At 47.8% G+C, this 26,346-nt stretch carries 23 protein-coding genes; 19 read left to right on the top strand and 4 right to left on the bottom strand.

The window, feature by feature from the left end:
- Nucleotides 1-83 precede the first annotated feature (83 nt).
- From ICL55_RS09365 to ICL55_RS09300, 14 genes are all read left to right on the top strand, one after another.
- Nucleotides 84-743 (top strand): CBS domain-containing protein, encoded by a 660-nt coding sequence (locus tag ICL55_RS09365; RefSeq protein WP_188096347.1) that lies wholly within the window; start codon nucleotides 84-86, stop codon nucleotides 741-743.
- A 116-nt stretch (nucleotides 744-859) separates the two neighbouring features.
- On the top strand, nucleotides 860-2,299 hold the full coding sequence (locus tag ICL55_RS09360) for a POTRA domain-containing protein (RefSeq protein ID WP_188096345.1): 1,440 nt from the start codon (nucleotides 860-862) through the stop codon (nucleotides 2,297-2,299).
- A 113-nt stretch (nucleotides 2,300-2,412) separates the two neighbouring features.
- A complete protein-coding gene (locus ICL55_RS09355) occupies nucleotides 2,413-3,303 on the top strand; it encodes an NAD kinase (protein WP_188096343.1) in 891 nt (296 codons plus the stop codon).
- Between the two features lie 170 nt (nucleotides 3,304-3,473).
- Complete coding sequence (gene porG / locus ICL55_RS09350; protein WP_188096341.1) at nucleotides 3,474-4,340, top strand: type IX secretion system protein PorG; 867 nt, start codon at nucleotides 3,474-3,476, stop codon at nucleotides 4,338-4,340.
- A gap of 220 nt (nucleotides 4,341-4,560) precedes the next feature.
- The gene (uppS, locus tag ICL55_RS09345; RefSeq protein WP_078669975.1) at nucleotides 4,561-5,322 is read left to right on the top strand and encodes an undecaprenyl pyrophosphate synthase; all 762 of its coding nucleotides are present in this window, start codon (nucleotides 4,561-4,563) and stop codon (nucleotides 5,320-5,322) included.
- Nucleotides 5,303-8,059 carry a BamA/OMP85 family outer membrane protein gene (locus tag ICL55_RS09340; RefSeq protein WP_188096339.1) on the top strand — a complete coding sequence of 919 codons (2,757 nt, stop codon included), beginning with the start codon at nucleotides 5,303-5,305 and terminating at the stop codon, nucleotides 8,057-8,059. Before uppS ends, ICL55_RS09340 begins: the two co-directional genes overlap by 20 nt.
- A gap of 67 nt (nucleotides 8,060-8,126) precedes the next feature.
- The gene (locus tag ICL55_RS09335) at nucleotides 8,127-8,642 is read left to right on the top strand and encodes an OmpH/Skp family outer membrane protein (RefSeq protein ID WP_188096336.1); all 516 of its coding nucleotides are present in this window, start codon (nucleotides 8,127-8,129) and stop codon (nucleotides 8,640-8,642) included.
- A gap of 61 nt (nucleotides 8,643-8,703) precedes the next feature.
- A complete protein-coding gene (locus ICL55_RS09330; protein ID WP_188096333.1) occupies nucleotides 8,704-9,213 on the top strand; it encodes an OmpH/Skp family outer membrane protein in 510 nt (169 codons plus the stop codon).
- A 195-nt stretch (nucleotides 9,214-9,408) separates the two neighbouring features.
- On the top strand, nucleotides 9,409-9,564 hold the full coding sequence (gene rpmH / locus ICL55_RS09325) for a 50S ribosomal protein L34 (protein WP_012788729.1): 156 nt from the start codon (nucleotides 9,409-9,411) through the stop codon (nucleotides 9,562-9,564).
- A 12-nt stretch (nucleotides 9,565-9,576) separates the two neighbouring features.
- The gene (locus ICL55_RS09320) at nucleotides 9,577-9,975 is read left to right on the top strand and encodes a ribonuclease P protein component (RefSeq protein ID WP_343067795.1); all 399 of its coding nucleotides are present in this window, start codon (nucleotides 9,577-9,579) and stop codon (nucleotides 9,973-9,975) included.
- A 92-nt stretch (nucleotides 9,976-10,067) separates the two neighbouring features.
- Nucleotides 10,068-10,289 (top strand): membrane protein insertion efficiency factor YidD, encoded by a 222-nt coding sequence (gene yidD / locus ICL55_RS09315; RefSeq protein WP_188096331.1) that lies wholly within the window; start codon nucleotides 10,068-10,070, stop codon nucleotides 10,287-10,289.
- 58 nt (nucleotides 10,290-10,347) lie between these two features.
- Nucleotides 10,348-12,024 (top strand): S41 family peptidase, encoded by a 1,677-nt coding sequence (locus ICL55_RS09310; protein ID WP_188096329.1) that lies wholly within the window; start codon nucleotides 10,348-10,350, stop codon nucleotides 12,022-12,024.
- 147 nt (nucleotides 12,025-12,171) lie between these two features.
- The gene (locus ICL55_RS09305; protein WP_188096327.1) at nucleotides 12,172-13,554 is read left to right on the top strand and encodes a Gfo/Idh/MocA family protein; all 1,383 of its coding nucleotides are present in this window, start codon (nucleotides 12,172-12,174) and stop codon (nucleotides 13,552-13,554) included.
- A gap of 19 nt (nucleotides 13,555-13,573) precedes the next feature.
- Complete coding sequence (locus ICL55_RS09300; RefSeq protein WP_188096324.1) at nucleotides 13,574-14,368, top strand: 3-keto-disaccharide hydrolase; 795 nt, start codon at nucleotides 13,574-13,576, stop codon at nucleotides 14,366-14,368.
- Between the two features lie 143 nt (nucleotides 14,369-14,511).
- Here the strand turns inward: ICL55_RS09300 and ICL55_RS09295 are convergent, their stop codons facing one another.
- Nucleotides 14,512-15,117 (bottom strand): superoxide dismutase, encoded by a 606-nt coding sequence (locus ICL55_RS09295; protein ID WP_188096322.1) that lies wholly within the window; start codon nucleotides 15,115-15,117, stop codon nucleotides 14,512-14,514.
- Between the two features lie 238 nt (nucleotides 15,118-15,355).
- Here ICL55_RS09295 and ICL55_RS09290 point away from each other — a divergent pair, with 238 nt between their 5' ends.
- The 3 genes from ICL55_RS09290 (at nucleotide 15,356) to ICL55_RS09280 (ending at nucleotide 17,694) form a co-directional block, all read left to right on the top strand.
- Nucleotides 15,356-16,060, top strand: coding sequence for a LuxR C-terminal-related transcriptional regulator (locus ICL55_RS09290; protein ID WP_188096320.1), 705 nt, complete (start codon nucleotides 15,356-15,358; stop codon nucleotides 16,058-16,060).
- A gap of 297 nt (nucleotides 16,061-16,357) precedes the next feature.
- Nucleotides 16,358-16,567: a C2 domain-containing protein gene (locus ICL55_RS09285; protein ID WP_188096317.1), complete on the top strand. Its 210-nt coding sequence runs from the start codon at nucleotides 16,358-16,360 to the stop codon at nucleotides 16,565-16,567.
- 194 nt (nucleotides 16,568-16,761) lie between these two features.
- Nucleotides 16,762-17,694 carry an SPFH domain-containing protein gene (locus ICL55_RS09280; RefSeq protein ID WP_188096315.1) on the top strand — a complete coding sequence of 311 codons (933 nt, stop codon included), beginning with the start codon at nucleotides 16,762-16,764 and terminating at the stop codon, nucleotides 17,692-17,694.
- A 122-nt stretch (nucleotides 17,695-17,816) separates the two neighbouring features.
- Here the strand turns inward: ICL55_RS09280 and ICL55_RS09275 are convergent, their stop codons facing one another.
- From ICL55_RS09275 to ligA, 3 genes are read right to left on the bottom strand one after another with little or no spacing between them, the layout of a single operon-like run.
- On the bottom strand, nucleotides 17,817-18,488 hold the full coding sequence (locus ICL55_RS09275) for an acetyltransferase (RefSeq protein ID WP_188096313.1): 672 nt from the start codon (nucleotides 18,486-18,488) through the stop codon (nucleotides 17,817-17,819).
- 41 nt (nucleotides 18,489-18,529) lie between these two features.
- The gene (locus ICL55_RS09270; RefSeq protein WP_168871166.1) at nucleotides 18,530-18,970 is read right to left on the bottom strand and encodes a nucleoside deaminase; all 441 of its coding nucleotides are present in this window, start codon (nucleotides 18,968-18,970) and stop codon (nucleotides 18,530-18,532) included.
- Between the two features lie 4 nt (nucleotides 18,971-18,974).
- Nucleotides 18,975-21,080: an NAD-dependent DNA ligase LigA gene (gene ligA, locus ICL55_RS09265; protein ID WP_188096311.1), complete on the bottom strand. Its 2,106-nt coding sequence runs from the start codon at nucleotides 21,078-21,080 to the stop codon at nucleotides 18,975-18,977.
- A gap of 164 nt (nucleotides 21,081-21,244) precedes the next feature.
- On the opposite strand from ligA, the gene ICL55_RS09260 reads away from it, so the two are divergent.
- Nucleotides 21,245-21,964 (top strand): NUDIX hydrolase, encoded by a 720-nt coding sequence (locus ICL55_RS09260; RefSeq protein ID WP_188096310.1) that lies wholly within the window; start codon nucleotides 21,245-21,247, stop codon nucleotides 21,962-21,964.
- Nucleotides 21,965-22,701: 737 nt separating this feature from the next.
- Nucleotides 22,702-26,100: a methylmalonyl-CoA mutase family protein gene (locus ICL55_RS09255; protein WP_188096308.1), complete on the top strand. Its 3,399-nt coding sequence runs from the start codon at nucleotides 22,702-22,704 to the stop codon at nucleotides 26,098-26,100.
- Nucleotides 26,101-26,346: the final 246 nt, after the last annotated feature.

The following is a 26,346-nucleotide window of genomic DNA, read 5'->3' as shown; positions in this document are numbered from 1 at the left end:
ACAGGTGCGGCCGGCAGCCCGTACGCGTAATTTCTTTTTCTGTTGGAAGATTCTTTGCTATTATTGTGTAAGAATACACGAAAATGACCGCCAGAGAACTCATATCCACCGTGCCAATTCTGCAGCCTTCGGATGCAGGTGCCAAGGCATTGCGCCTGATGAATGAATATCATCTTACGCAATTGCCCATGGTGGTGGAAAATAAGTACATGGCGCTGATAGAGGAAGACCAGATTATGGATATGGAAGAACCGGAATTACAGCTGGAGTCCATACAATATAACGGCGCCAACCGCCCTGCTATTCAGGAAGGCGCCCACCTCTTCGAGGCACTGAAGTTGTTTTACGAATTCAAATTATCTGTACTACCCGTCATTACCAAAGAAAATGACTACCTGGGCATTATCACCAAAGATAACCTGTTGGCTGCCCTGGCCCAATACAATGGCGCCAAGGAGGCGGGTGGTATCCTGGCCCTGGAAATGGACCCGAGAGACTACAGCCTCAGCGAAATTGCCCGTATCGCTGAATCCAACGATGTAACCCTGCTCAGCGTGAATACGTTAACCGATCCGTCCGGTAAACTGGAAGTACTGCTGAAAACCAACCGTCAGGAACTGCATTCCCTCGTAGCTACCTATGAACGGTTTAACTACACAATCAAATACATCTATTCCGAAGAACAGGAAGAAGACCTGCTCAAAAAGAACTACGACCTGTTGATGAATTACATCAGCATGTAAGAGCCGTCGCATTAATTTTCCGGTTATTTGATTATTTTGATGGGGTTCGTTATCTTCCATGATAAGGACACACATTTAAATAAACTTTAGAATTTTCTAAATCAGAGACGCCTACAATGCTGAGATGCTGTTATTACTTGCTGGGAATCATATGCCTGCTCGGCATCGGATTATCCGGCACGGCCGCAGGCCGGTCAGGAGGAGAAGGAGAGGGTGCTACAGCACTGGTGCAGGATTCCGGCTACCTGGTTGTCCGAAATATCATTATTATCGGTAACAAGAAAACCCGTACCTCCATCATACTCAGGGAAATCAGTACTGTGCCGGGAGATACCATCTACCTGAAAGATCTGGCTGAAACGCTGGAAGAACGCCGCAAACAGTTACTTAATACTTCCCTCTTCCTGAATGTCACCGCCAACGTCAAAAACTGGGATGGCAACAGCGCCGACCTGGTGTTTGAAGTATGGGAGCGGTGGTACACCTTCGCTTTCCCCATTTTTAAACTGGCCGACCGTAATTTCAACCAGTGGTGGGTGGAGAAAGGGCATAAGTTCAACCGCCTCAACCTTGGTGTAAAAGGCATGCAGGAAAACCTCACCGGCCGTAATGATGGCCTGGATGCAACGCTCCAGTTCGGCTATACCCAAAAAATATCGCTCGCTTATAACCTGCCCTATATTGACAAAGGTTTCCGTCACGGGCTGGGTATCTTGTTTTCATATAGTCGTAACCGTGAGGTGAACAATCTCACCAGCAATAACAAACAACAATTTTTCAAAAAAGATGATGAATACCTGCGTCAGGCCTATGTTATCGGTCTGCGTTACAGCTATCGGAAAGCGATTAATGCCCGTCATCAGGTGTTTCTCAACTACAACTATGAAAAAGTGGCGGACTCGGTGGCCATCCTCAATCCCGATTACCTCGGGAAAGGCCGCACCAGCGTTCGTTTTCTGGACCTGACCTACCGCTTCACCTACATCAAGGCTGACAGCTGGATATACCCGCTTAAAGGCATTAGTATTTCGGGAGAAGCCGGTAAAAGAGGCATCGGTCCGCTCAGTGATATCGACGATGTCCGTTTCCGGCTCAACTTCACCCGGTACTGGCAGGTGCACCGCAAGACGTTCCTGTCGCTGGGCATGCGCAGCCAGGTGAAGTTCTCGGCCGACCAGCCTTACATTAACCAGCAGGCGCTGGGATATGGTGATGACTACCTGCGGGGACTCGAGTACTATGTGGTGGACGGTACCAGCTTTGCCATCCTGAAATCCACGCTGCGTCAGGAACTGGTGTCTTTCAAAATCAAGCTTCCCATTGTGCCTAAGAAGTTCAATACCGTGCCTGTCCGGATCCTCGCCAAAACCTTTGGCGATGCAGGCTATGCCTACAGCAAGTTTCCGGGCAATGGGTTCCTCAATAACCGCTTTTTGTATACCGGCGGTATAGGTATCGATATTGTTTCTTTCTATGATACCTGTTTACGTATAGAGTACAGCGTTAATCAGTTAGGGCAAAAAGGACTATTTTTACACACCAGTGTAGATATGTAAATCAATTACGAATTACGAATTACAAATTACGAATGAAAAGTTCTTAATTAATCCGTAGTCTGTAATTGATAGCTGGTGGGTTGTCATTCGTCATTCGTAATTCGTAATTTATTATGCAGGTTGCTCTTTATAGCAGGGGATTTATTTCGGAAGATATAGCCAACATCCGGCTGTTGCTGGATGAATTACAGCGGGCGGAGATCACCGCTACTTTTTACGAACCGTTTTACCGTATTCTGGTACAGTATATTCCTTTTGAAAAGGAACCTGCCCTGTTTTCCTGTGCAGAAGACCTGCCGGGAAAAATCGACTTTCTGATGAGCCTTGGTGGCGATGGTACTCTGTTGGACACCGTGTGTTATGTACGGGATACCAATATCCCTGTGATCGGGATTAATTTCGGGCGCCTGGGATTTCTGGCCAGTATCGGTAGGGATGAGATCCATGCGTTGGTACAGGCGCTGCTGGACCGTACGTACATCGTCGATCAGCGGTCGCTGATACACCTCGACGCCAATATCCCCCTGTTTGGGGAAATACCCTACGCCTTAAATGAGTTCACCATCCACAAGAAAGATACCTCCGCCATGGTGAAGATCCATACGTACCTGAACGGCGAGTTTCTGAACACCTATTGGGCAGATGGGCTCATCGTGTCTACCCCTACCGGGTCTACCGGGTACTCCCTGAGTTGCGGTGGCCCTATCGTTTTTCCGGATGCCGGTAATTTTGTGATCACCCCGGTAGCGCCGCACAACCTCAATGTGCGCCCTATCATTGTTCCGAATGAAAGCGTTATTTCTTTTGAAGTGGAAGGCCGGAGCGATCAGTTTCTGTGTACGCTGGACAGCCGTATGGAAACCATTGACAGCTCCGTGCAGCTGGCGATAAAAAAAGAGCGGTTCAAAATCAGCCTGTTACGGCTCGACGAAAGTAATTTCCTCCATACGTTACGCAATAAACTGCTCTGGGGTATCGATGCCCGTAATCGTATCAAAATATGAGTGCCGGATATAATATTTGTTAAATATATTCCTACATTTACAAATGTATTGCCTGCTGATTGTAAATTCAATTGTGCCTGTGAAGTGGTTTGATAGGTAAGCTGTTAGCATAAATGATCGGTCACACATTAAATAAATCCGGCATTATTGCGTTTAAGTAGAACTGATTTATGCTGAAACCTTTTTTATATCCTAAAAACTTCGTGCTATCGTTCCTGTTGGCGATCATTTGCCTGTTGGCCGGTGAAGCGAAAGCACAAAATGAACTGGAATATGTAGGGGAGTTGGGAATATCGATCGGCGGGGCGCAATATTTCGGGGATTTGAATACCAGAGGGGCTTTGAATACCATCAAGCCGGCGGTAGGCGTGTACTACCGTAAATACCTGAACGAATACGTGGGTGTGCGCGCCCATGGTCGTTTTATGCAACTGGGTTATTCAGACGTATATAATAAAAATGAATTTGAACACCGCAGGAACCTGAGTTTTAATACGAACGTATTTGAGCTGGCGTTGCAGGGTGATTTTAATTTTTTCAAGTTTGAACCGGGAACACTGGACCATCGTTTTTCGCCGTATTTGTCTGGCGGCGCCAGTATCTTCCATTTTAACCCTTACGCCTATATGGACGGGGTGAAGTACTATCTTCAGCCCATGCGTACAGAAGGGCAGGGAACGGCCCTTTATCCCGACCGTAAGCCCTACAGCCTCGTTTCTTATGCCTTCCTGATCGGAGGCGGCTTCAAGTATAATATTTCAAAAAAAGTGAATGTTGGTCTGGAAGCGTTGTATCGTTTCACGCAGACAGATTATCTGGACGACGTCAGTACAACTTATGCCGGACCGGGGGCATTTCCGACATTGCCCAACGGGCAGTCCAGTGTAGCCTACCGGCTGCAGGACCGGTCGTACGTAACCGGCGAGCCTATTGGCGTAACTGGCCGGCAGCGGGGTAACAGCCGCGACAAAGACCAATTTGTTACCATAGAGCTCACGATTAGTATCCTGTTCACCTCCTACAACTGTAAATTTTAATTTACCGTTAAAATACTTTCTACGGGCCGGCATTTCTTGCCTCCAGATAGCCCGGTTCTACCGCCGAAATTCCCGAAAATCCCCGCTGGTATTGATTTCGCTGTTAAAACTACGTTAAAACAGGGGGTCAAGCTTTGCTAAAAAAGTCATTACTCTATTTTTGTATCTTTGCACACTTTTAGTAAATCTGTATAAACTGATATAATACGCCTGACACAAAATGAGCTTGAAGGATAAATTAGACTTACAACGGTTACCCCGCCACATCGCCATTATCATGGACGGTAACGGCCGTTGGGCTAAGGAGCGTGGACAAGACAGGCTGTATGGGCATCACGAAGGCGTGGAAAGTGTGCGCAATATCGTAGAAACCTGTGCAGAACTTGGAATAGGCTACCTGACCCTGTATGCTTTCTCTACTGAAAACTGGGATCGCCCCGTTTACGAAGTGAACGGTATTATGGAATTGCTCGTAAATACTATCCGGAAGGAGGTAGGGACCTTATCCAAAAATAATATCAGGCTGAGTGTCATCGGAGACATGAGCATGCTGCCCCCCCAGGCCCAACAGGAAATGGAAGAGGCGATTGCGCTGACCAGCCACAATACCGGCCTTAATCTTATCATGGCCCTCAGCTACAGTGCCCGATGGGAAATCGTGAATGCTGCCCAGAAAATCGCTCTGGATGTGAAGAAAGGGACCCTCGACCCGGCTTCCGTAACGCCGGAGGTATGGGAAAAATATCTCTGTACTGCAGGATTACCCGACCCGGAATTAATGATCCGTACCAGTGGAGAATGCCGGATCAGCAATTTCCTGCTATATCAGCTGGCTTACGCGGAACTGTACTTTACAGACACCCGTTGGCCGGACTTCCGCAATGAACATCTTTACCAAGCCATCTTAAATTATCAAACCAGAGAACGGCGCTTTGGCAAAACAAGCGAACAAATTCAGCAGAATGAAGAAATTATTTCCTAAGGGCCTTCTGGCTATAGCATTATGTTGCAGTGCAGGCATACGTGTATCCGCTCAGCAGAAAGATACCGTGCCACCCGTACAGCCACCCGCTAATCCGCCGGCAATTTCCCCGAGCATGGCTAATCCGCAACAGTACGAGATTGCAGATATCACCGTTGCCGGTACCCAATACCTGGATAAAGCATTACTGCTGTCACTCTCCGGCCTCAGTGTAGGCGATAAGGTGGTATACCCCGGGGGAGACCAGTTTACCAAAGCTATCCAAAGCCTCTGGTCTCAGCGCCTCTTCGCTGACGTAACCATCTACGTTACCAAAATAGAAGGGAATAAAATCTGGCTGGAAATCGGCCTGATCGAAATGCCCCGCATGAACAGCTTTCAGTTCAGAGGCATCAAAAAAAGCGAAGCTGATGATATCGCCACCAAAGCCGGCCTCCGTAAAGGTACCGTGGTAACCCCCGCCCTTAAACAGAACGTCATTGGCGTAGTTCATAAATTTTATGCCGACAAAGGTTTCGGCAACGCTACCGTTAGAACGGAAGAAAGAAAAGACAGTGGCCAGGTAAACTCCATGGGCCTCATTTTCTACGTGAATAAAGGCAACAAGGTACGTATCGACAATATCAACTTTGTTGGTAACTACAACATTGCCGATTCCAAGCTGAAAAAGAGAATGAAGGGAACAAAGGAGCGGACCCGCTTCACCCTCTACCCTGATACCAAACAGGTATATGTGGACTCTCTGGCCCAACCGGACGATTTCTGGAAAACTTACGGTTTCCTGCAGCCAACCCGTGCACTGGATAAGCTGGACCCCTACTTCCGCTTCAAACTCTTCAGCTCTGCTAAATTCAACGAGTCCAAATACATCGAGGATAAAGGCAAAGTAGTGAGCTACTATAACTCCAAAGGTTATAGAGACGCGCTCATTCTCAAAGACACCACCTATAAGTCCAGCGCCAGCAACCTGAATATCGACCTGGCTGTCTCTGAAGGTAAAAAATACTATTTCGGTGATATTACCTGGAAAGGCAATACCCGTTACAGTGACTCCGTACTGACCCGCATCCTGGGTATCAAGAAAGGAGATGTGTACAATCTCGAACTGCTGGAAAAAAGACTGGGTAAACAAATGTCTCAGGAAGGCGGTGACATCACCGGCTACTACATGGACTATGGTTATCTCTTCTTCCAGATCGATCCGGTGGAAATCGGCATCCGTGGCGATACCATCGACTATGAGATCCGTTTGCGCGAAGGTCCGCAGGCCACCATCAAAGAAGTACGCATCGCGGGCAACGAAAAAACCAATGAACACGTTATTCGCCGTGAGCTCCGCACCATCCCCGGTGAAAAATTCAGCCGCGCTGACCTGATCCGTTCCAACCGTGAGATTGCCAACCTCGGCTTCTTCAACCCGGAGAAAATCGGGATGAACCCCGTGCCTAACGTAGCCGATGGTACCGTGGATATTGACTATACCGTAGAAGAAAAAGCCAATGACCAGCTGGAACTGTCTGCCGGTTGGGGTGGTTATATCGGTTTGACCGGTACCCTGGGTGTAACGTTCAACAACTTCTCCCTGCGTAACATCTTCCGTAAAGAAACATGGGACCCGTTGCCAAGCGGCGATGGTCAGAAACTGTCTGTCCGCGTGTCTTCCAACGGTAAAGCATACCGCTCTTACAACTTCTCCTTTACAGAGCCATGGCTGGGCGGTAAAAAACGTAACCAGTTCTCCGTTAGCTTCTACAGCAGCTATCAGAACCCATACGCTTACAGCAACTACTACGCTAACATTTATAATCAGAACAATACTACCACCGACGGTCACTTTAAAGTGTTGGGTGCTTCCGTGTCACTCGGTAAGCAGCTGAAATGGCCGGACGACTTCTTCACGCTGATCTATTCTGTCAACTATCAGCAGTACAAGCTGAAGAACTATAACTACTTCGGTATCCCGGGCTTTGACAACGGTACTTCCAATAACCTTAACCTGAAGTTTACCCTGGCGCGTTCTTCTGTGGACCAGCAGATCTTCCCGCGTAGTGGTTCCAACTTCATGCTGTCTGCCCAGTATACGCCTCCGTACTCACTGTTTGACCCAAGCAAGGACTATACGAAAGATCCGATCTCCAAGCAGTTCAACTTTATCGAGTACCAGAAATATCGTTTCAATGCGGAATGGTATGTACCCTTGAGCCGTCCGATGGGTAGCGACAACAAAACTTTCGTATTGAAAGTGGCTGCCAAATTCGGTTACATCTCCCGGTATAACAACCGTACCACGTTGTCTCCGTTCGGCCGCTTTGAGCTGGGTGGTGATGGTTTGAGCAACTTTGCGATCTATGACCGTGATATCATCTCCCAGAGAGGCTATCCGGTGTATTATACTTCCGATCCGAGCCTGAACCCTGAATCTGGTCAGCCGGCCGATTACCGTGGTTTCACCGTGTTCAACAAATATGTGATGGAGCTGCGTTATCCGTTTAGCCTGAACCCCAGTTCCACTATTTTTGGTCTGGCGTTTATCGAGGCTGCTAACGGTTACCGTGATATGCAGGATTACAATCCTTTCAGGCTGCGTCGCTCTGCTGGTATCGGTATGCGCTTCTATCTGCCGATGTTTGGGCTGCTTGGATTTGATTATGGTATAGGATTTGACCGTATCAAGTCTGGCGGTGGCCTGAAGGATGCGGCTAAGTTTACCTTCATGCTCGGCTTTGAACCCGAATAATTGTGAAATAAATTTATATATTGCAAAGATTAACCGGTTTTCCCGGAAGCCAAAAATCTATAGTAGCATGAAGAAATTATTTATTACAGCGGCCTTAGTGTTGGCCATGGCAGGTGCAGCGAGTGCACAGCGCTATTGTGTGATAGATACCAAATATATCCTGGAGAGCATTCCTGAATATAAGGACTCCCAGAAGAAGCTGGATGCAGTGGCGGAACAATGGCAGAAAGAAATTGATGTCAAGTTCCAGGAAGTGGATAAAATGTATAAGTCTTACCAGGCGGAGCAGGTGATGCTCACAGAAGAGCTGAAACGCAAGCGGGAAGACGAGATAGTGGTAAAGGAGAAAGAGGCAAAGGACCTGCAGAAAAAACGTTTCGGATATGAAGGGGACCTGTTTAAAAAACGGGAGGAGCTGGTAAAGCCGATTCAGGACAAGATCTACAATGCTGTTCAGAAGCTTTCTGCCAGCAGGATGTATGACTTTGTGCTGGACAAGGCAGGCGGCACCACCGTGATTTTCTCAGATCCTAAACTGGATAAAAGCGAGGAAATATTGAAATCGCTGGGCGTAAAGAAATAATTATCTTGTACCTATTTTTTAACTAATAAGTATTAAAATTTTTTTAAACACAGACAACATCATGAAGAAGTTCGTAATTATTGCTTTCGTAGCAGTTACCGGTTTGTTCAGCGTGAATGCAATGGCCCAGTCCAAAGTAGCACATATCAATGCGCAAGCGCTCGTAGGTAGCATGCCGGAAGCCAAAAAAGCAGAGACTGATCTCCAGACTTATGCACAAAGCCTGGAAGCTGAGGGCAAAACAATGGTGGACGAGTACACTAAAAAAGTAAAAGAATTCGACGACAAAGCGGCCAGCATGACTGAAAATATGAAAGAAATCAAAGGCCGTGAAATCCAGGACGCTCAGAAACGTATCCAGGATTACCGCGAAAGAGCTGAAACGCAGGTACAGCAGAAACAACAGGAGCTGCTGAAACCTATCTACGATAAAGCCCGTAAAGCGATCGAAGATGTTGCCAAAGAGAAAGGTTACGGTTATGTAATCGACAGCTCTGCTGGTCTGCTGCTGGTGTCTCCGTCTGCTGACGACCTGCTGCCTGCGGTAAAAACCAAATTGGGCATTAAATAATTTAAATATTAAAATATTTAAATATTTAAATGGGATACGGCTGGTGCTGTATTCCATTTTTTATTTCGGAAGCAGGTATTTTGGGATTTATTTTACTTTTTGAATTATTTCTGCTACCTTTGCCTTCCGTTTTAAAAATAGTGTCTCCGCAAGGGGAATCTTTTAGTATAGTACAGGTAAAAACATAAAAAAGAAATGAAACGTACTTTTCAACCGCATAACAGACGCAGAAAGAGCGTTCACGGCTTCAGAAAGAGAATGGAAACTGCCAATGGCCGTAAGGTGCTGGCTTCCCGTAGAGCAAAAGGTCGTAAGAAGCTGACTGTTTCTGACGAGCGTAAGCTGAAATAATCCAGTAGCTAAATACTATTTGCCATAAAAACTTATTCTTTTACAAAAGAAGAGAGGTTAAAGAGCAGAAAACTTATTGAAACGCTTTTTCGTGAAGGAAAAGCGTTTTCTGTTTTCCCGTTCCGTATCATTTACCTGCCCGTTAAGGAATTGCCGGTAGATAAGTATCCGGTGCAGGTAGGCTTTAGCGCCTCCTCCCGACGTTTTCCCCATGCGGTAGACCGCAACCGCATCAAACGTCTGTCCCGTGAAGCCTGGCGCCTCCAAAAGCAGGGATTGTATGATCATCTGCGCGCTGAATCCCGCCAACTAGCCATTTTCCTCGTCTATACCGACAAAAAAATCGCGGATTTTTCTACCCTGCACCACAAAATTTCGGTAATTTTAGAGAAATTGAAGAATAGCTACTAGCCTGTTGCTGTTAGCTTTTAGGGAATGCTGGGAAAGTTGTTTTACTAAAAGCCGACACCCCTGCCGGTTATTGGCCTAAAAGTGATGCTACTATGAAGCGCTGGTTAAGTTACCCGTTTATCTTCCTGATTAAAGTATATCAGTGGCTGATCTCTCCGCTGCTCGGCGCCAAATGCCGCTATACGCCCTCCTGCTCCCAATATGGACTGGAAGCGTTCCGAAAATATGGTGTTTTTAAAGGAGGCTATCTCACGATAAAACGTATTTTGTCGTGCCATCCCTGGGGAGGGCACGGTTATGATCCGGTTCCCTGACACCGTTCCGTATCCACCCGCCAACGATCATCAATTATTCATCTTATACCCTCTTTGCATGCGTGCATTTCTGAATAAAAGAAAAAAAATACTGGCAGCCCTGCTGTTGCTGATCACCGCCGGTGGCCTCTTCGCCTATAACGAAAGCGACCGCTACTTCCAGATCGCCAAGAACCTGGACATCTTCGCCGCCTTTTACCGGGAACTGAACACCTACTACGTAGATGACCTGCCTCCGGAAAAAGTAATGCACCGCGGTATTGAGGCCATCCTCGAAGAAACCGACCCTTTCACCGACTTTGTGACCGAAGAAAACCTGGACGACCTGAAGTTCATGGCTACCGGTAAATATGGCGGCGTAGGGGCTTCTATCAATAAAAACGGGGAATGGACCACCATCACCGATGTATACGAAGGCAGCCCGATGGACAAAGCCGGTGTAAAACCCGGGGACATCATCGTTACCATGGATGGTAAATCGGTGAAAGACACCCCGCAGGAAGAAATCAGCAAATTGCTGAAAGGCGCTCCGGGTACCGCTCTCGATATCCTCTTCAGAAATCCGGTATCAGGGAAGGAATCACCCAAAAAAATCATCCGGGAGGAAATCAACGTAAAACCAGTCAGCTACTCCGGCCTGGTAGGCAAAGATGTGGCCTATATCCGCATGACACAGTTCACCGAAAACAGCGGTGCCATGGTACGCAGTGCTTTCCAGCAACTGAAACAGGCCAACCCCGGTCTGAAAGGCGTGATACTCGACCTGCGCGGCAATCCCGGCGGCCTGCTCGATGAAGCGGTGGTAGTGTCCAATATCTTCGTAGACAAGAGCAAGCTGATTGTAAGCACCAAAGGCAAAGTAAAAAACTGGGACCGTAACTACGAGACAACAGAGGCGCCGCTGGATACCCACATTCCGTTAGCGGTACTGACCAACCATTCTTCTGCCTCCGCCGCAGAAATCGTGGCAGGGGCCGTTCAGGACCTCGACAGAGGCCTGGTGATAGGTCAGCGCTCCTACGGCAAGGGGCTGGTGCAAACAACCCGCCAGCTGCCTTATAATACCAAACTGAAAGTGACCACCGCTAAATATTATACTCCCAGCGGTCGTTGTATACAGGCCATCGACTACTCCCATCGTAATGATGATGGCAGTGTAGACTATGTGCCCGATTCCCTGAAAAAAACATTTCATACCGTCAACGGCCGTACGGTAAAAGATGGCGGTGGTATTGAACCGGACACGCTGGTACCTCCCACCTACATCAGCCAGGTATCTGCCACCCTGCTGCGTAAACAGTTTATATTCGACTACGCTACCAGCTACTATTACAGTCATCCTAAAGTAGCGCCCGCAGCGGACTTCGCACTGACAGATGAGGAGTTTGCTGATTTTGAGCGTTATCTGGACAACAAGGACTATAGCTATAAAACCCGTAGTGAAGATGCTTTGGAGAATTTCAAGAACACGGCCAGGCGTGAAAAGTACTATGATGCAGTGTCTAAAGAGCTGGAACAACTGGAGCAGAAGATGAAACATGATAAGAAGCAAGACCTGCTGAAAAATAAAATCGAGATCAAACGCTTGCTGGAAGAGGAAATTGCCAACCGGTATTATTCGCAGCATGGGCGCATCGCCAAGTCGCTGGTATGGGACCGCGAAGTAACCACGGCAGCAGCCATGTTGCGCGATCCAGCGTTGTATAAACAGGCGCTCAGCACCAGCCGCAAGTAAATTCCATTACATACAATACTTACCGTAAAGCCTGCTTCCCTTGCCCGGAGCAGGCTTTCGTGTGTTTAAAATTATGATTTCCCATTTATTGTTTTTATTTTAACAAACGCATTCATCAATTTCTTCCATTAAAGTAAAAAGATATACATGCCAGTAAATTCCAACGAAAGCTCACGCCGGCATTTTATCAGCAAATTTGCCAAAGGTGTGGTGGGGGCTTCTTTATTGCCTAACATCCTTACAGCAGCTGACAGAAAACGGAACGTTGAATCACTCTCACGACTAAACGAAAAATACAGTGCCAATGACCAGATCCAGGTGGCGCTGATTGGCGCCGGTGGTATGGGCACAGCAGATGCCAACACCGCGATCACCGTACCCGGTGTGAAACTGGTAGCCGCCTGTGACCTGTATGACGGTCGCCTTGCGGACGCCAAAAAGAAATGGGGCAATGACATTTTCACCACCCGTAACTACAATGAGATCCTTGACCGTAAAGATATTGACGCGGTGATCATTGCAGTTCCGGACTTCTGGCATAAGGAGATTTCTGTGGCAGCGATGAACAAAGGCAAATCTGTTTATTGCGAAAAACCTATGGTACACGACGTTACCGAAGGTCCGGCCGTAGTGGATGCACAGAAAAGAAACAGCAAGGTAGTGTATCAGGTAGGCAGCCAGGGCATGAGCTCACTGGGCAACGAAAAAGCCCGTCAGCTGCTGAAAGACGGTGCTATCGGTAAACTGAACTATGCAGAAGGCTTCTGGGCACGTATGTCGCCTACCGGTGCCTGGCAGTACCCTATTCCGGCCGACGCGTCTCCCAAAACAGTAGATTGGGACGCCTACCTTAAAAACGCGCCCAAACGTGCTTTTGACCCGCTGCGTTTCTTCCGCTGGCGTAACTATAAAGACTATGGTACCGGCGTTTCCGGTGACCTGTTCGTACACCTGTTTTCCAGTCTTCACCTCGTGACCGGCTCCATCGGTCCTAATAAAGTAATGGCCACCGGAGGTCTGCGTTACTGGAAAGACGGCCGTGAAGTACCGGATATCATGCTCGGTATGTTCGACTATCCGGAAACAGCCATCCACCCTGCGTTTAACCTGTCACTCCGCGTAAACTTCGTAGATGGTACCGGTGGTACCAACTACCTGCGCATGGTAGGCAGCGAAGGCTCTATGACCGTAGAATGGGACCGTGTAACGTTGTATCGTAACAGGATAGCGGTAGACGAGAATGATCCGCTGGCTGCTGCGAATGCCGCTGCAGATGCGGCTAAATCGTATACCTATCACCGTGCGGAAATGTTGCCTCCCGATAAAATGGTGTACGAAGCTGACAAAGGTTATAAAGGCGCGCATTTTGATCACTTCTACAACCTGTTCAATGCCATGCGTACCGGTGGTAAAGTAGCGGAAGATCCGTTGTTCGGTTTCCGTGCAGCTGCTCCGGCATTACTGTGTAACGAAAGTTATTTCAACAATAAGATCATTCAGTGGGACCCACAGAACCTGAAAGTTATATAATCATAAAAACGTGAACCATATGAAGAAGTTTTTAGTACCTGCCTTGTCCGTAATGGCTGCTACTGTCATGTCTTGCGGTGGAGGGGCTATCAAAGAAGTAAAAGATTCAACCGTCGTAAAGGATTCGGTGACCACCGGCGCACCGTCTTCAACGCCGGTAGATTCCACTGCCATTACCTCCCTCAGCGATGCTGATAAGGCAGCGGGCTGGCAGCTGTTGTTCAACGGTACCAGCAAAGACGGCTGGCGCGGTTTCAAAAACAAACCCACTGAACCATGGGTAGTAGAAAATGGCGTGCTGCACTGCCTGGGCAGCACTACCGATAAAAGCGATAAACGGGGTGATCTGATCACCGATAAGGAATACGAAAACTTTGAGCTGACGGCCGACTGGAAGCTGGCGCCTAAAGGCAACAGCGGCATCCTGTATATGGTAACGGAAGAATTTGATGCACCGTACCTCAGCGGCCCGGAATATCAGATCATTGATGACAACAACTTCCCGGAGAAGCTGGAAGACTGGCAGAAAACCGGTGCTAACTATGCCATGAACCCTCCGCTGGTGGCTGCTTCCAATCCTATCGGACAGTGGAATACCACTAAGATCATTGTCAACAAAGGACATGTGGAGCACTGGCTGAATGGGCAGAAAACTGCCGAATACGAGCTGTGGACAGACGAGTGGAAGAAACACAAAGCAGAAGGCAAGTGGAAAGACGCCAAAGGCTACGGAATGTCTAAAAAAGGCCACATTACGTTGCAGGACCACGGTAGCGAGATCTGGTTTAAGAACATCAAGATCAAGGAGATTTAGAGATTTTTTGATTTACGGATTTTTTGATTTCGTAGACTGATAAAAAAACAGACCGAAGCGAGTGATTGCTTCGGTCTGTTTTTTTATTCGCTCTCCTGATCCACGAAATCAAAAAATCCGTAAATCAAGAAATCCCTAAATGTTTACAGTGCTGCTTCGTATCTTTTGTTGATAGCGTTCCAGTCAACTACGTTCCAGAATGCACTCAGGTATTCCGGACGACGGTTTTGATATTTCAGGTAATAAGCGTGTTCCCATACGTCAACACCCAGGACAGGCGTGCCTTTTACTTCAGCAACGTCCATCAGCGGGTTGTCCTGGTTAGGGGTAGAGGTAACTTCCAGTTTACCGTCTTTTACGATCAGCCATGCCCAGCCGGAACCGAAGCGGGTAGCGCCGGCAGCGTTGAATTTCTCTTTGAAGGCATCAAAAGAGCCAAAAGTGCTGTTGATGGCATCTGCCAGTTTACCGGTAGGTTGGCCACCAGCATTAGGAGCGAGGCTGGTCCAGAAGAAGCTGTGGTTCCAGTGCCCACCGCCGTTGTTTCTTACAGCAGGGCTGATTTTTCCAGCATTTGCCACCAGTTCTTCCAGTGATTTATTCTCGTTCTCAGTGCCGGCAATCGCTTTGTTCAGATTGTCAACATATGCCTGATGGTGCTTACCATGGTGAATTTCCATTGTCAATTTATCAATATGCGGCTCTAACGCGTCGGTAGCGTAGGGTAAGCTCGGGAGTGTAAATGCCATAACTCTTATTTTTATTGGGTTTGAAAATATTATTTACTGATAGTCGCCAAATTTACTGCCAATCCGTTAAAAATCAATTTCAATTTTCAATTACTAAATTAGGCCCCGTCTAATGCTGTGTCATATGGAAAATTATTTTATATTTACATATACTCGGTTTAACAGGACGTAACATCAGACATGTTTTTTCGTATGTGCCTGACAGTTGTTTACCTATTGTTTGTTTAAAACGTATAGTATGCATACAGGCTCGGACTTAGGGCAAAACCTTTCCCTCACCGCCTTGCAAAAGGAAATTGAGCAGCTAAAAGATCGTCATCAATGGTTGGAGAGCATTGTAAACAGTGTACCTGCCATGCTTTATTGTTATGATAACAATAACAAAACCATTACCTGGTGCAACCATTATCTGGCGGCAGCCTTTGGTTATATTCCTTCGGAGATGACTGGTCTGGGAATGGATTTCTTCCGGCATATCATGCATCCGGATGATTTTAAGATGGCGAGCGTGGCTCAGCAATCTTTCATAGACAATAAGAGCCATTTTGGCGGCGTGGCCCGTATCCGCAAAAAAGGGGAGACAGAATACCGCTGGCTCCTCGGGATGGAAGTACCCTTTACGTGGGACAGCCATGGGAAAGTGAAAGAGATCATCTGCGCTTTCCTGGACCTCACCAATGCCATTGATACCAATGCGCAGCTCACGGTAGCACTCAATGAAATACTGCGCCGGCAGAACGAAAATCTGTTGAACAAGCTGACCCCGCGTGAAAAAGACGTGTTGGGACTGGCTGTGCAGGGGCTCAACAACAAAGAGATTGCTAACTCTCTGAACCTCAGTCGTTACACTGTTGAAACACATCGCAAAAATATCCGATTGAAACTGAAGGTGCGTAATACCACTGAACTGGTGGCCATCGCCCGCAAGATAGGTTTTCAATAACCAGTCTTTATGTTAAAATAGTATCGGTTTTTCCTTTTTTAGCATCGGTTTTCCCTTACCCTCATTATACCACCTTAGGAATGAAAAATATATTATTAAATTGTATTTTATTGATTGTCAGCCCCTGCGAATGCAAAAAGTGCAAAAAAGTTTTTGCTAAATCTTGCTAAATTTTCATAAAAATACCCAAGGTTGGGTATTTGCTTGCTTTTGTATCTCCACTAATTTAGTGAATCAAAAAGAAGTATGTTTTTTAAACATCCGGACATGATTATTGGCTGAAATACCCCTATCACTATGATAACCGAGGAAAGAGCATTTTATATCTTACAACTGGACCAAACTGCCACCGCAGAAGAGATAGTAGAGCGTTATGAAAATCTGAAGGACCAGTACAGAAAGATCAAGGACGAGACGGAAGATCTGAGGACCCGGCTGGCCTACCAGCTGAAACAAATAGAACTGGACGACGTGTTCATATTCTTCAGAAGAAAACAACGGATCTAATTAACTCAGCTTTTTATAATTTTCATTCATTGTCTTTTTAAGCTCAGTTTTTCATCCATTGTTTGTCTTCATACAAACACCCTCAAAATTAACCTGCTTTCAGCTTGCCGGTATTCCCTTGCCCTTCCTGTGCATTGCGTTTTTATTTGATTATATTTAGGCCATCAAACCCTACCTAACCAAAAACACGCATTATGAATGTATTTCTGTTGATCCTGGGATTTCTGGCACTGATAGTCATCTTATCTTCTTTTGTGACCGTACAGCAGGGCAATGTGGCTATCACCACTATTTTCGGTAAGTACAACCGGATATTGTTTCCCGGACTGAACTGGAAAATACCCCTGATTGAAAAAGTCTTTAAGAAAATTTCTATCCAGAACAGATCTGTGGAGCTGGAATTTCAGGCCATCACGATAGATCAGGCCAATGTTTATTTTAAAGCGATGCTGCTGTATTCCGTTTGGAACCAGGAAGAAGAAACCCTGAAAAACGTAGCTTTTAAGTTCATGGACGAAAGAAGCTTCATGCAGGCGCTGGTACGCACCATCGAAGGATCTATCCGTGGTTTTGTGGCCACTAAAAGGCAGGCAGAAGTGCTGGGACTGCGTAAAGACATTACCGAACACGTAAAAGAACAAATAGATAAAACCCTGGAAGAGTGGGGCTTTCACCTGCTGGACCTTCAGATGAATGATATCACTTTTGATGAGGTGATCATGAAATCCATGGCGCAGGTGGTGGCTTCCAACAACCTGAAAGCCGCTGCAGAAAACGAAGGCCAGGCGTTGTTGATCACTAAAACCAAAGCTGCCGAAGCGGATGGTAACGCCATCAAAATTGCTGCGGAAGCGGAACGTCAGGCAGCTCAATTGCGTGGTATGGGCGTGGCCCTGTTCCGCGAAGAGGTGGCCAAAGGTATGACCACCGCCGCCAAAGAGATGCAACAAGCCAATCTCGATACATCGGTGATCCTCTTCTCCATGTGGACAGAAGCGATCAAAAACTTTGCAGAGAACTCCAAAGGCAACGTTATTTTCCTCGATGGCTCCTCTGAAGGCATGGACCAAACCATGAAACAGATGATGGCGATGAATAAACTGATGCAGAACCAGAACCAGAAATAATTAGGAATTACAAGTTACGAATGACGAATTGAGGGCTGTTTATTGGGAAAGTTATTAAGTAACCGACTCCAATAGACAGCCCTCAATTCGTCATTCGTAATTCGTTCGTCATTCGTAATTGATCAGAGATATCTGTCGCCTGCCTGGCGTTCTCCCATTTTACGGGCCGGTACGCCATACCAGATACTGAAAGGCTCCACTGGTTTAAGCACTACGGCGCCGGCGCCGATGATGCTTTGCTCGCCAATGCTGATGCCGTGTTTCACCACTGCGCCAATGCTCACCGCTGTATAGGCACCGATAGATACATTGCCGCCGGTGACTACCCGTGGCGCTACGCTGGCATAATCATCCATGCGGTTATCGTGTTCTATACAGGCGGCGGTATTGATAATGCAGTGATGGCCAATGCCGGTGTTGGTATTGATCACCGCGTTGGCTGCGATCACATTGCCGTGGCCGATGCTGGCGGTATCGGATATCACCGCAGCGGGATGGATGGCGTTGATGAATTCAAAAGAAGGCACAAGGGCCTGTATTTTGGCCACTACCTGGCTACGTATCCAGTTGTCGCCAATACCTACAATACCGCCTGTTATCTGTTGCGTGGCCATCAGCGCAGGAAGGTCCTGTTCTGCTCCCAGCACGGTCAGGTCACCGAAACAAACGGTCCCTTTTTTTAGGTAGGCATCGATAAATCCCATCACCCGGTAACCGGGCATATGTGCAAGGATGTCTGCCACGACCTTGCCATGGCCGGAAGCGCCAATGACAACGATGTTTTTTGTGTGCATAAGTTCCGGTCTTTCAATAAAGGTTTGGTTCAGCAATATGGTTATCGTTTTTGCTCAAAAAAGGTTTTCATCAGTTGGAGGCTTTCTTCCTTACACGGACCGGCTTCCAGCTTTGTTTTGGGATGGAAGGGCGACCGTTCTCCGGTGGCACGCCGGTAACTGTTTTTATCATCCGCTGCCGCATATACGATGCGGCCGATTTTGCTCCAGTACAAGGCCCCGGCACACATCAGGCATGGTTCCACGGTGACGTACAGGGTGGCCTCCATCAGGTATTTGCTGCCCAGCGTATTGAACGCTGCGGTAAGCGCAATCATTTCTGCGTGGGCGGTACAATCATTCAGCCGCTCTACCTGGTTGTGCCCCCGGCCAATTACCTGGTTGTTAAGTACTACCACGGCGCCGATGGGCACTTCTCCGTCTTCAAAAGCTTTGTGCGCCTCTTTCAGCGCCTGTTTCATGTAATAAGTATCGTCAATCATAATCCTATTTAATCATCTCCAGGAACTCATCTTCCGTGATAATCCTGATGGTATTGATCTTCTTGGCTTTTTCCAGTTTGCTGCCGGCCTCTTCGCCTACCACGAGGTAGTTGAGTTTACTGCTCACACCGCTCACTATTTTACCGCCCTGTTGTTCCACCATTTCCTCTGCTTCGCTGCGTTTCAGCTTATGCAGGGTGCCGGTGAAGAGGAAGGTTTGGTCAGCGAGATTACCGCCGGTATGGCGTTCGCTTTTGGTATTGGTCATATTGATGCCCAGCGAAGCCAGTTTCTCCAGCATATGAATGTTGTCATCGTTGGTGAAGAACACCCGGATGGAACCCGCAACTTTAGGGCCGATATCTTCCAGGGCAAGGATCTGTTCTTCTGTCCAGTTGCGCAGGTCCATGATGTTGGTGACAGCATTGGCCAGTGTTTTGGCGGTTGTTTCGCCCACATAGCGGATACCGAGGCCAAAGATAAGCCGGTGCAGTGGCTGCGACTTGGATTGTTCAATCGCTGTTTGCAGGTTGCTCAGCGACTTCTTGCCGAAGCCTTCCATGGTACCGATCTTTTCAAAGTCCAGCTCATAGATGCCGGGGATGTCTTTCATAAGGCCCTGTGCATAGAACTTACGGACATTGCTTTCGCCGAAGCTTTTGATGTCCATGGCGTCTTTGCTGACGAAGTGGATCATCCGTTCCACTACCTGGGCTTCACAGTTGATATTGGTGCAGCGTAAAACGCTTTCTCCTTCCGGTTTTACGAGTTGATCGCCGCAAACGGGGCACTGGGAGGGGAACAGGATATCTGTCTCTTCTCCGGTGCGGAGGTCGGCCACGGATTTAACGATGTAAGGGATTACATCGCCGGCTCTTTCCACCAGCACCATATCGCCCAGCTTCAGGTCTTTCTCCCGGATAACATCTTCATTAAAAAGAGAGATGGAAGATACGGTCACCCCGCCGATATGAACAGGGTCTATCTTGGCTACCGGCGTGATGGAGCCGGTACGGCCTACCTGGAATTCTACGGCACGGAGGCGGCTGGTAGCCTGACGGGCTTTGAATTTATAGGCGATGGCCCAGCGGGGGTGGTGGGTCGTCATGCCCAGCTTGTCCTGCAGGGCATAGTCATTTACTTTGATCACCATGCCGTCGATTTCGTAAGGCAGGTTGTCGCGTTCTGCTTCAAACTGAAGGCAATAATCGATGACAGCCTGAACGCCTTTCACTACTTTTTTCTCTTTGGCAGGGCTGCGGAAACCGAGGGTGGACAACAGGTCGAGGGTGCCGCTGTGTGTTTTGATGGCATCGGGTTCCTGTTGGCCTGCTTCCATGGTATGATAGCTCATGTGATAGAGAAACGCTTCCAGCCCGCGTTTGGCCACTTCATTGGGATCTACCATGCGCAATGAGCCGGAGGCCGCGTTGCGTGGATTGGCCAGTGGTGGCAGGTTTTCAGCGATACGTTTATCATTGAATGCCTTGAATGTATTTTTGTTGATCAGCACTTCTCCCCGTATTTCTATCTGATGGATGCCATATTTGGAGAAGCTGGCAGACAGCGGGATGGAGCGGATCTGGCGAATATTGGTGGTGATGTCTTCACCGGCAATACCATCACCACGGGTGGCGCCTCTGGTCAGCCGGTCGTTCTCATAAATGAGGGAGATGCTGGCGCCATCGAACTTAGGCTCTATGCAGTATTCTATCTCCTGTAGTCCTGCTGCCTCCCGGGCTTTACGGTCCCAGTCAATAAGATCGTCCGCATTATAGGAGTTCTCCAGACTGAGCATGGGCACGAGGTGCTGTACGGTTACAAATTCTTTGGTAAGGCCTTTGGCCACACGTTGGGTAGGCGAGTCCGGGCTGATGAGATCAGGATGTGCTGTTTCCAGTTTCTTCAGCCAGGCAAAGAGTTGATCGTACTCATAGTCGCTGAGCACGGGATCACTCTGTACATAATAGCGCCAGTCGTTGTAGCTGATGACCCGGCGTAATGCCTCCAGGGTTTCGTCAATGGAATGCAGCAATGTTTGTTGCTGCTGGTGCTTCAGCAGGTCTTTGGCCAGCTGTGCCAGGGTTATTTCTATTTCCTTTGTGTACATAATGCTTGATACTGAGCTGTAAAAATAAACTTATCTTTCCGCTTCACTAAAACAAAGCAAAAAATTCGGTCTTTTTGCTTTTAATGTCCCGATTTTTTCTTTCATTTGGATGATGAATACCTTATGCAAGGTTTAAGACGATAACTGTAATTCCACGTATTTTTATGATGTCTATGTACACCAAAAACATCAATACTCACCTTGTTGAGATTAAGAACTATTTCAAAGTAGCCATATCAGTAGATTGTGTCATTTTCGGATTTAACGGAAATGAGCTGAAGGTGCTGCTGATCGAGTCCGACCTGAAGGAATATAAAGGGAAATGGTCGTTACTGGGAGATATTGTGCGGCCGGACGAGGAGCTGGACGAGGCGGCCTACCGGGTGTTGAAAGCGCGTACGGGACTGGATAATTTGTATATGGAGCAGGTGCAGACATTTGGCGCTATCAATCGTCACCCAGCCGGCCGTGTGATCACAGTAGCATACTATTCACTGGTGAATATCGAACATGTGGAACTGAAAAGCCATAATAACGACCTGCACTGGCATTCAGTGAAAGACTTGCAGAACATGGCTTTTGACCACAAACAAATACTGGACACCTGTCATGAGCGCCTGAAACAGCAGGTGATGGTACAGCCTATCGGGTTTAATCTGCTGCCAAAGAAATTCTCCCTGCGTGAACTACAGAACCTCTATGAAGCGATATTGGATGTAGAACTGGATCGCCGTAACTTCCGGAAGAAGTTCCTGTCTATGGACCTGCTGATGGACCTCAATGAAGAAGAGGAAGATGTGCCACACCGTCCTGCTAAACTCTACAAGTTTAACTTTGATAAATATGACCAGCGCAAAAAACGCTATCTGGGTATCGGATTTTAATCTGCTGACGTTACCTGTTGGCAGTCTGTGAGTGCATGCTATTGCCCTGTATTTTAAGATGATATTTTTTTAGCCCTCCGGTGGATGTCCACCCGAATTCCTGTTAATATATATGTCGATGAAATCCTTTGCCACGAAGGATTAAGCGCCCTACGCCCTGTGGTGGGGACGTTTGAACTTATTTCTCCGTGAAATGGAAAAAAAAGTTTGTTTTTAACAAAAATTTAAGTAAGATTGTGTAAAATATACACACCCTGAAAAACGGGTGGATGAAAACCAGAATTTAGATCGCGTTTTTGCACGTTTTGCCATTTAGTCGGAGTTAGAAATTTTCCATTTATCAAGTATGCCAGAAAGAAATCAATAAAGTATTTATCAATAGTTTGATTTTATAGTTCCACGTTATGAAACAAGAAGGCCGCTGAGCACTTTTTACAAGTGTCTTATTTTCTACGCTTTCCCTTGTACAGTGATTTGTACAGGGGAAAGTTGTTTTAGGGAAAAACTAACCCATCCCGGATATGCTTAAATAATTTGCAACAGGAATCTTTTTCCGTTTGATCTCTTCTAAACCCCTGTTACTCCTGTATTTCAGGCAGTTTTTCCGTAACTTGCATAGCTCACGCAGAGGCGCTAAGCAGCAAAGGCGCAAAGGAGTATTATATGTTATTTTTTTATCTGTTTTGTCTTTGCGCCTTTGCTGCTTAGCGCCTTTGCGTGAAAAAAAAGAATCTCATATGTCATATACACCACAACATAAGGTCCGTATCGTAACCGCAGCAGCATTGTTCGACGGGCATGACGCCGCTATTAACATCATGCGGCGTATCATGCAGGCTAAAGGCGCCGAAGTGATCCACCTGGGGCATAACCGTTCCGCTGCGGAAATAGTAGACTGTGCGGTACAGGAAGACGCACAGGGAATAGCCGTCACCTCTTACCAGGGCGGCCACGTGGAATTTTTTAAATACATGTATGACCTGTTGCAGGAAAAAGGCTGTGGCCATATTAAAATCTTCGGTGGCGGCGGCGGCACCATCCTGCCTTCAGAAATCGAAGAACTGCATGCCTACGGCATAGCCCGCCTGTACTCTCCGGACGACGGTCGCCAGATGGGCCTTGAAGGCATGATCGAAGACCTGATCCGCCAGTGCGATACTGCCGTTACACCGCTGACCAGCGGCAGCGGCGTAGAAGACATCTCACTGCTGAAGAAAAGCAAGAACCCGAAAATTATAGCCCGCGCGATCAGTCTCGCGGAAAACGATATGCCGGTGGCACTGTTAAGCGGCGCCAAAGCCCGCAAAGCAGTTACCGTAGATGCAGAGGAAGGTACGCATATCACCAGCGCTCCGGCCGACAAAACCTCTCCGGTACTGGGTATCACCGGCACCGGCGGTGCTGGTAAAAGCAGCGTGACCGACGAGCTGGTACGCCGCTACCTGACCCATTTCTCTGATAAGACGGTGGCAGTTATCTCGGTAGATCCTTCCAAGAAAAAAACAGGCGGCGCCCTGCTGGGCGACCGTATCCGGATGAATGCCATCCATCATCCCCGGGCTTACATGCGCTCCCTCGCCACCCGCGAAAGTGATAAAGCCATCAGCGAACATATCCAGGAAGCGATTGATATCTGTAAACTGGCAGGCTTCGATTTTATCATCCTCGAAACATCCGGTATTGGTCAAAGTGATACCGCCATCACCGACTACTGCGATGTATCGCTCTATGTGATGACACCTGAATATGGCGCCGCTTCCCAGCTGGAAAAAATTAACATGCTGGACTACGCCGATGTGATCGCCATCAATAAATTCGATAAAGCCGGCGCACTCGATGCCCTCCATGATGTGCGCAAACAATATAAACGTAACCACACCCTGTGGACAGCGAAAGATGAGGAACTGCCGGTGGTAGGCTCTATCGCCTCCCAGTTCAACGATGCCGGCATCAACCTGCTCTTTGAAAGGGTAATGGAAAAAGTAGTGGAGAAAACCGGCGCCCCCTTTGGCCCGATGGCGCATGAAAGCCTGAAATCCACTACTACCAAGTCCCAGATCATCCCGCCGGCGAGAGTGCGTTACCTGGCGGAAATAGGCGAAGCGATCGCTGACTATAGCAAATGGGTAGATGAGCAATGTAAAATCGCCACGCAACTTTATCAGATAAATGGCGTAATAACGATCGACGCTTCTAAAGCGCCGTTGCTGGCGGATATACAGACAAAACTGACGGAAGCGCTCCATCCGGAATGCAAAAAGCTGGTAGACGAATGGCCGGCGCTCCTGAAAAAATATGCAGCCGATAACTACGAATTCCAGGTAAGGGAAAAGGTGATCAAATTACCACTGTTTACCGAAAGCCTTAGCCATAGCCGTATTCCGAAGGTAAGTCTGCCTAAGTACAACGACTGGGGTGATATCCTGCGGTGGCAGCTCACTGAAAACCTGCCCGGAGAATTCCCTTATGCTGCCGGTGTATTCCCGCTCAAACGTGAAGGCGAAGATCCTACCCGTATGTTTGCCGGTGAAGGTGGCCCGGAAAGAACGAATAAGCGTTTTCACTACGTGTCTCTCGATCAGCCGGCGAAGCGACTGTCCACTGCGTTCGACAGCGTGACGCTTTATGGTGAAGACCCGGCTATACGCCCGGATATCTACGGTAAAATCGGCAACTCCGGCGTTAGCATTGCTACCGTGGATGATGCTAAAAAACTATACAGTGGCTTCGACCTCTGTGACCCGAAGACATCGGTGTCTATGACCATCAACGGTCCGGCGCCCATCCTGCTGGCTTTCTTCATGAACGCTGCCATCGATCAGCAGTGTGAAAAATATATTCTCGAAAACGGCCTGACCGAACAGGTACAAGCCACTATCCGCGAGAAATTTAAAGATCATCCGTTGCCACATTATAATGGCGACCTGCCGGCCGGCAACGACGGCCTTGGCCTGTCGCTGCTCGGCATATCCGGTGAAGAAGTGCTGCCCCGCGAGGTATATCAGAAGATCCGCGCCCACGCCCTCAGCACCGTTCGGGGTACCGTACAGGCAGATATTCTGAAGGAAGACCAGGCACAAAACACCTGTATCTTCTCTACCGAATTTGCCCTGAAACTGATGGGCGACGTGCAGGAATATTTCATTACACAGAAAGTCCGCAACTTCTACTCTGTCAGCATTTCAGGATATCACATCGCTGAAGCCGGCGCCAATCCTATCACGCAGCTGGCCTTTACGCTGGCCAACGGCTTCACGTACGTAGAATACTACCTGAGCCGCGGCATGCACATCGATGATTTTGCGCCTAACCTGTCGTTCTTCTTTAGCAACGGCATGGACCCTGAATACGCGGTAATAGGCCGTGTGGCACGCCGTATCTGGGCCAAGGCCATCAAATACAAATATAAAGGCAATGACCGCTCCCAGAAGCTGAAATACCACATTCAGACTTCCGGCAGGAGCCTCCATGCGCAGGAGATCGACTTCAACGATATCCGCACAACGCTGCAGGCCCTGTACGCCATATACGATAACTGTAACTCGCTCCATACCAACGCTTACGATGAAGCGATCACCACGCCCACAGAAGAAAGCGTGAGAAGGGCCATGGCAATACAGTTGATCATCAACCGAGAACTGGGAACAGCTAAAAACGAAAACCCGGTACAAGGATCTTTCTTCATCGAAGAGTTGACTGATCTCGTAGAAGAAGCCGTACTGGCCGAATTTGAACGCATCACCGAACGTGGCGGCGTACTCGGCGCCATGGAAAGGATGTACCAGCGTAATAAAATCCAGGAAGAAAGCCTTTACTACGAATCACTGAAACATACCGGTGAATACCCCATCGTAGGAGTGAACACGTTCCTGAATAAAAATGGTTCTCCTACCATTATTCCGGCAGAGGTGATCCGCTCTACCACAGAAGAAAAAGATTTCCAGATAAAAACACTGGAAGCCTTCCAGCATCGTCATCAACAGAAAAATGCTGCTGCCCTGAAGCAGCTGCAGCAGGTAGCCGTCAACAACGGAAACCTCTTCGCAGAACTGATGGAAACCGTGAAACACTGTTCCCTCGGACAGATCACGCATGCGTTATATGAAGTTGGAGGGCAGTACCGTCGTAATATGTAACGACGATATGCTGATCTGATAGGCGGAAAAGAAAAGAAGACAATCATTGATGTATTATATAGGCTGACCTTTTAGGTCGGCCTATTTTTTTGCGCGTCAGGCCCGCTCATTTTGAGCACGGGAAAAACATCTTCCTGCAAGGTATTAGCCCTGGGAAATGTTATATTAGTATTATCAATCGTGTGGCTATTGCTTCGCTCTGGGCGCCTGTTCTATTTTTACCAGTCTTCTTGATTTATTTATCTG

It is taken from the genome of Chitinophaga varians (assembly GCF_014529945.1).
Lineage (GTDB): Bacteria > Bacteroidota > Bacteroidia > Chitinophagales > Chitinophagaceae > Chitinophaga > Chitinophaga varians.
Note: the sequence above shows the minus strand (reverse complement) of the source record. Positions and strands in the feature narration are given on the sequence as shown.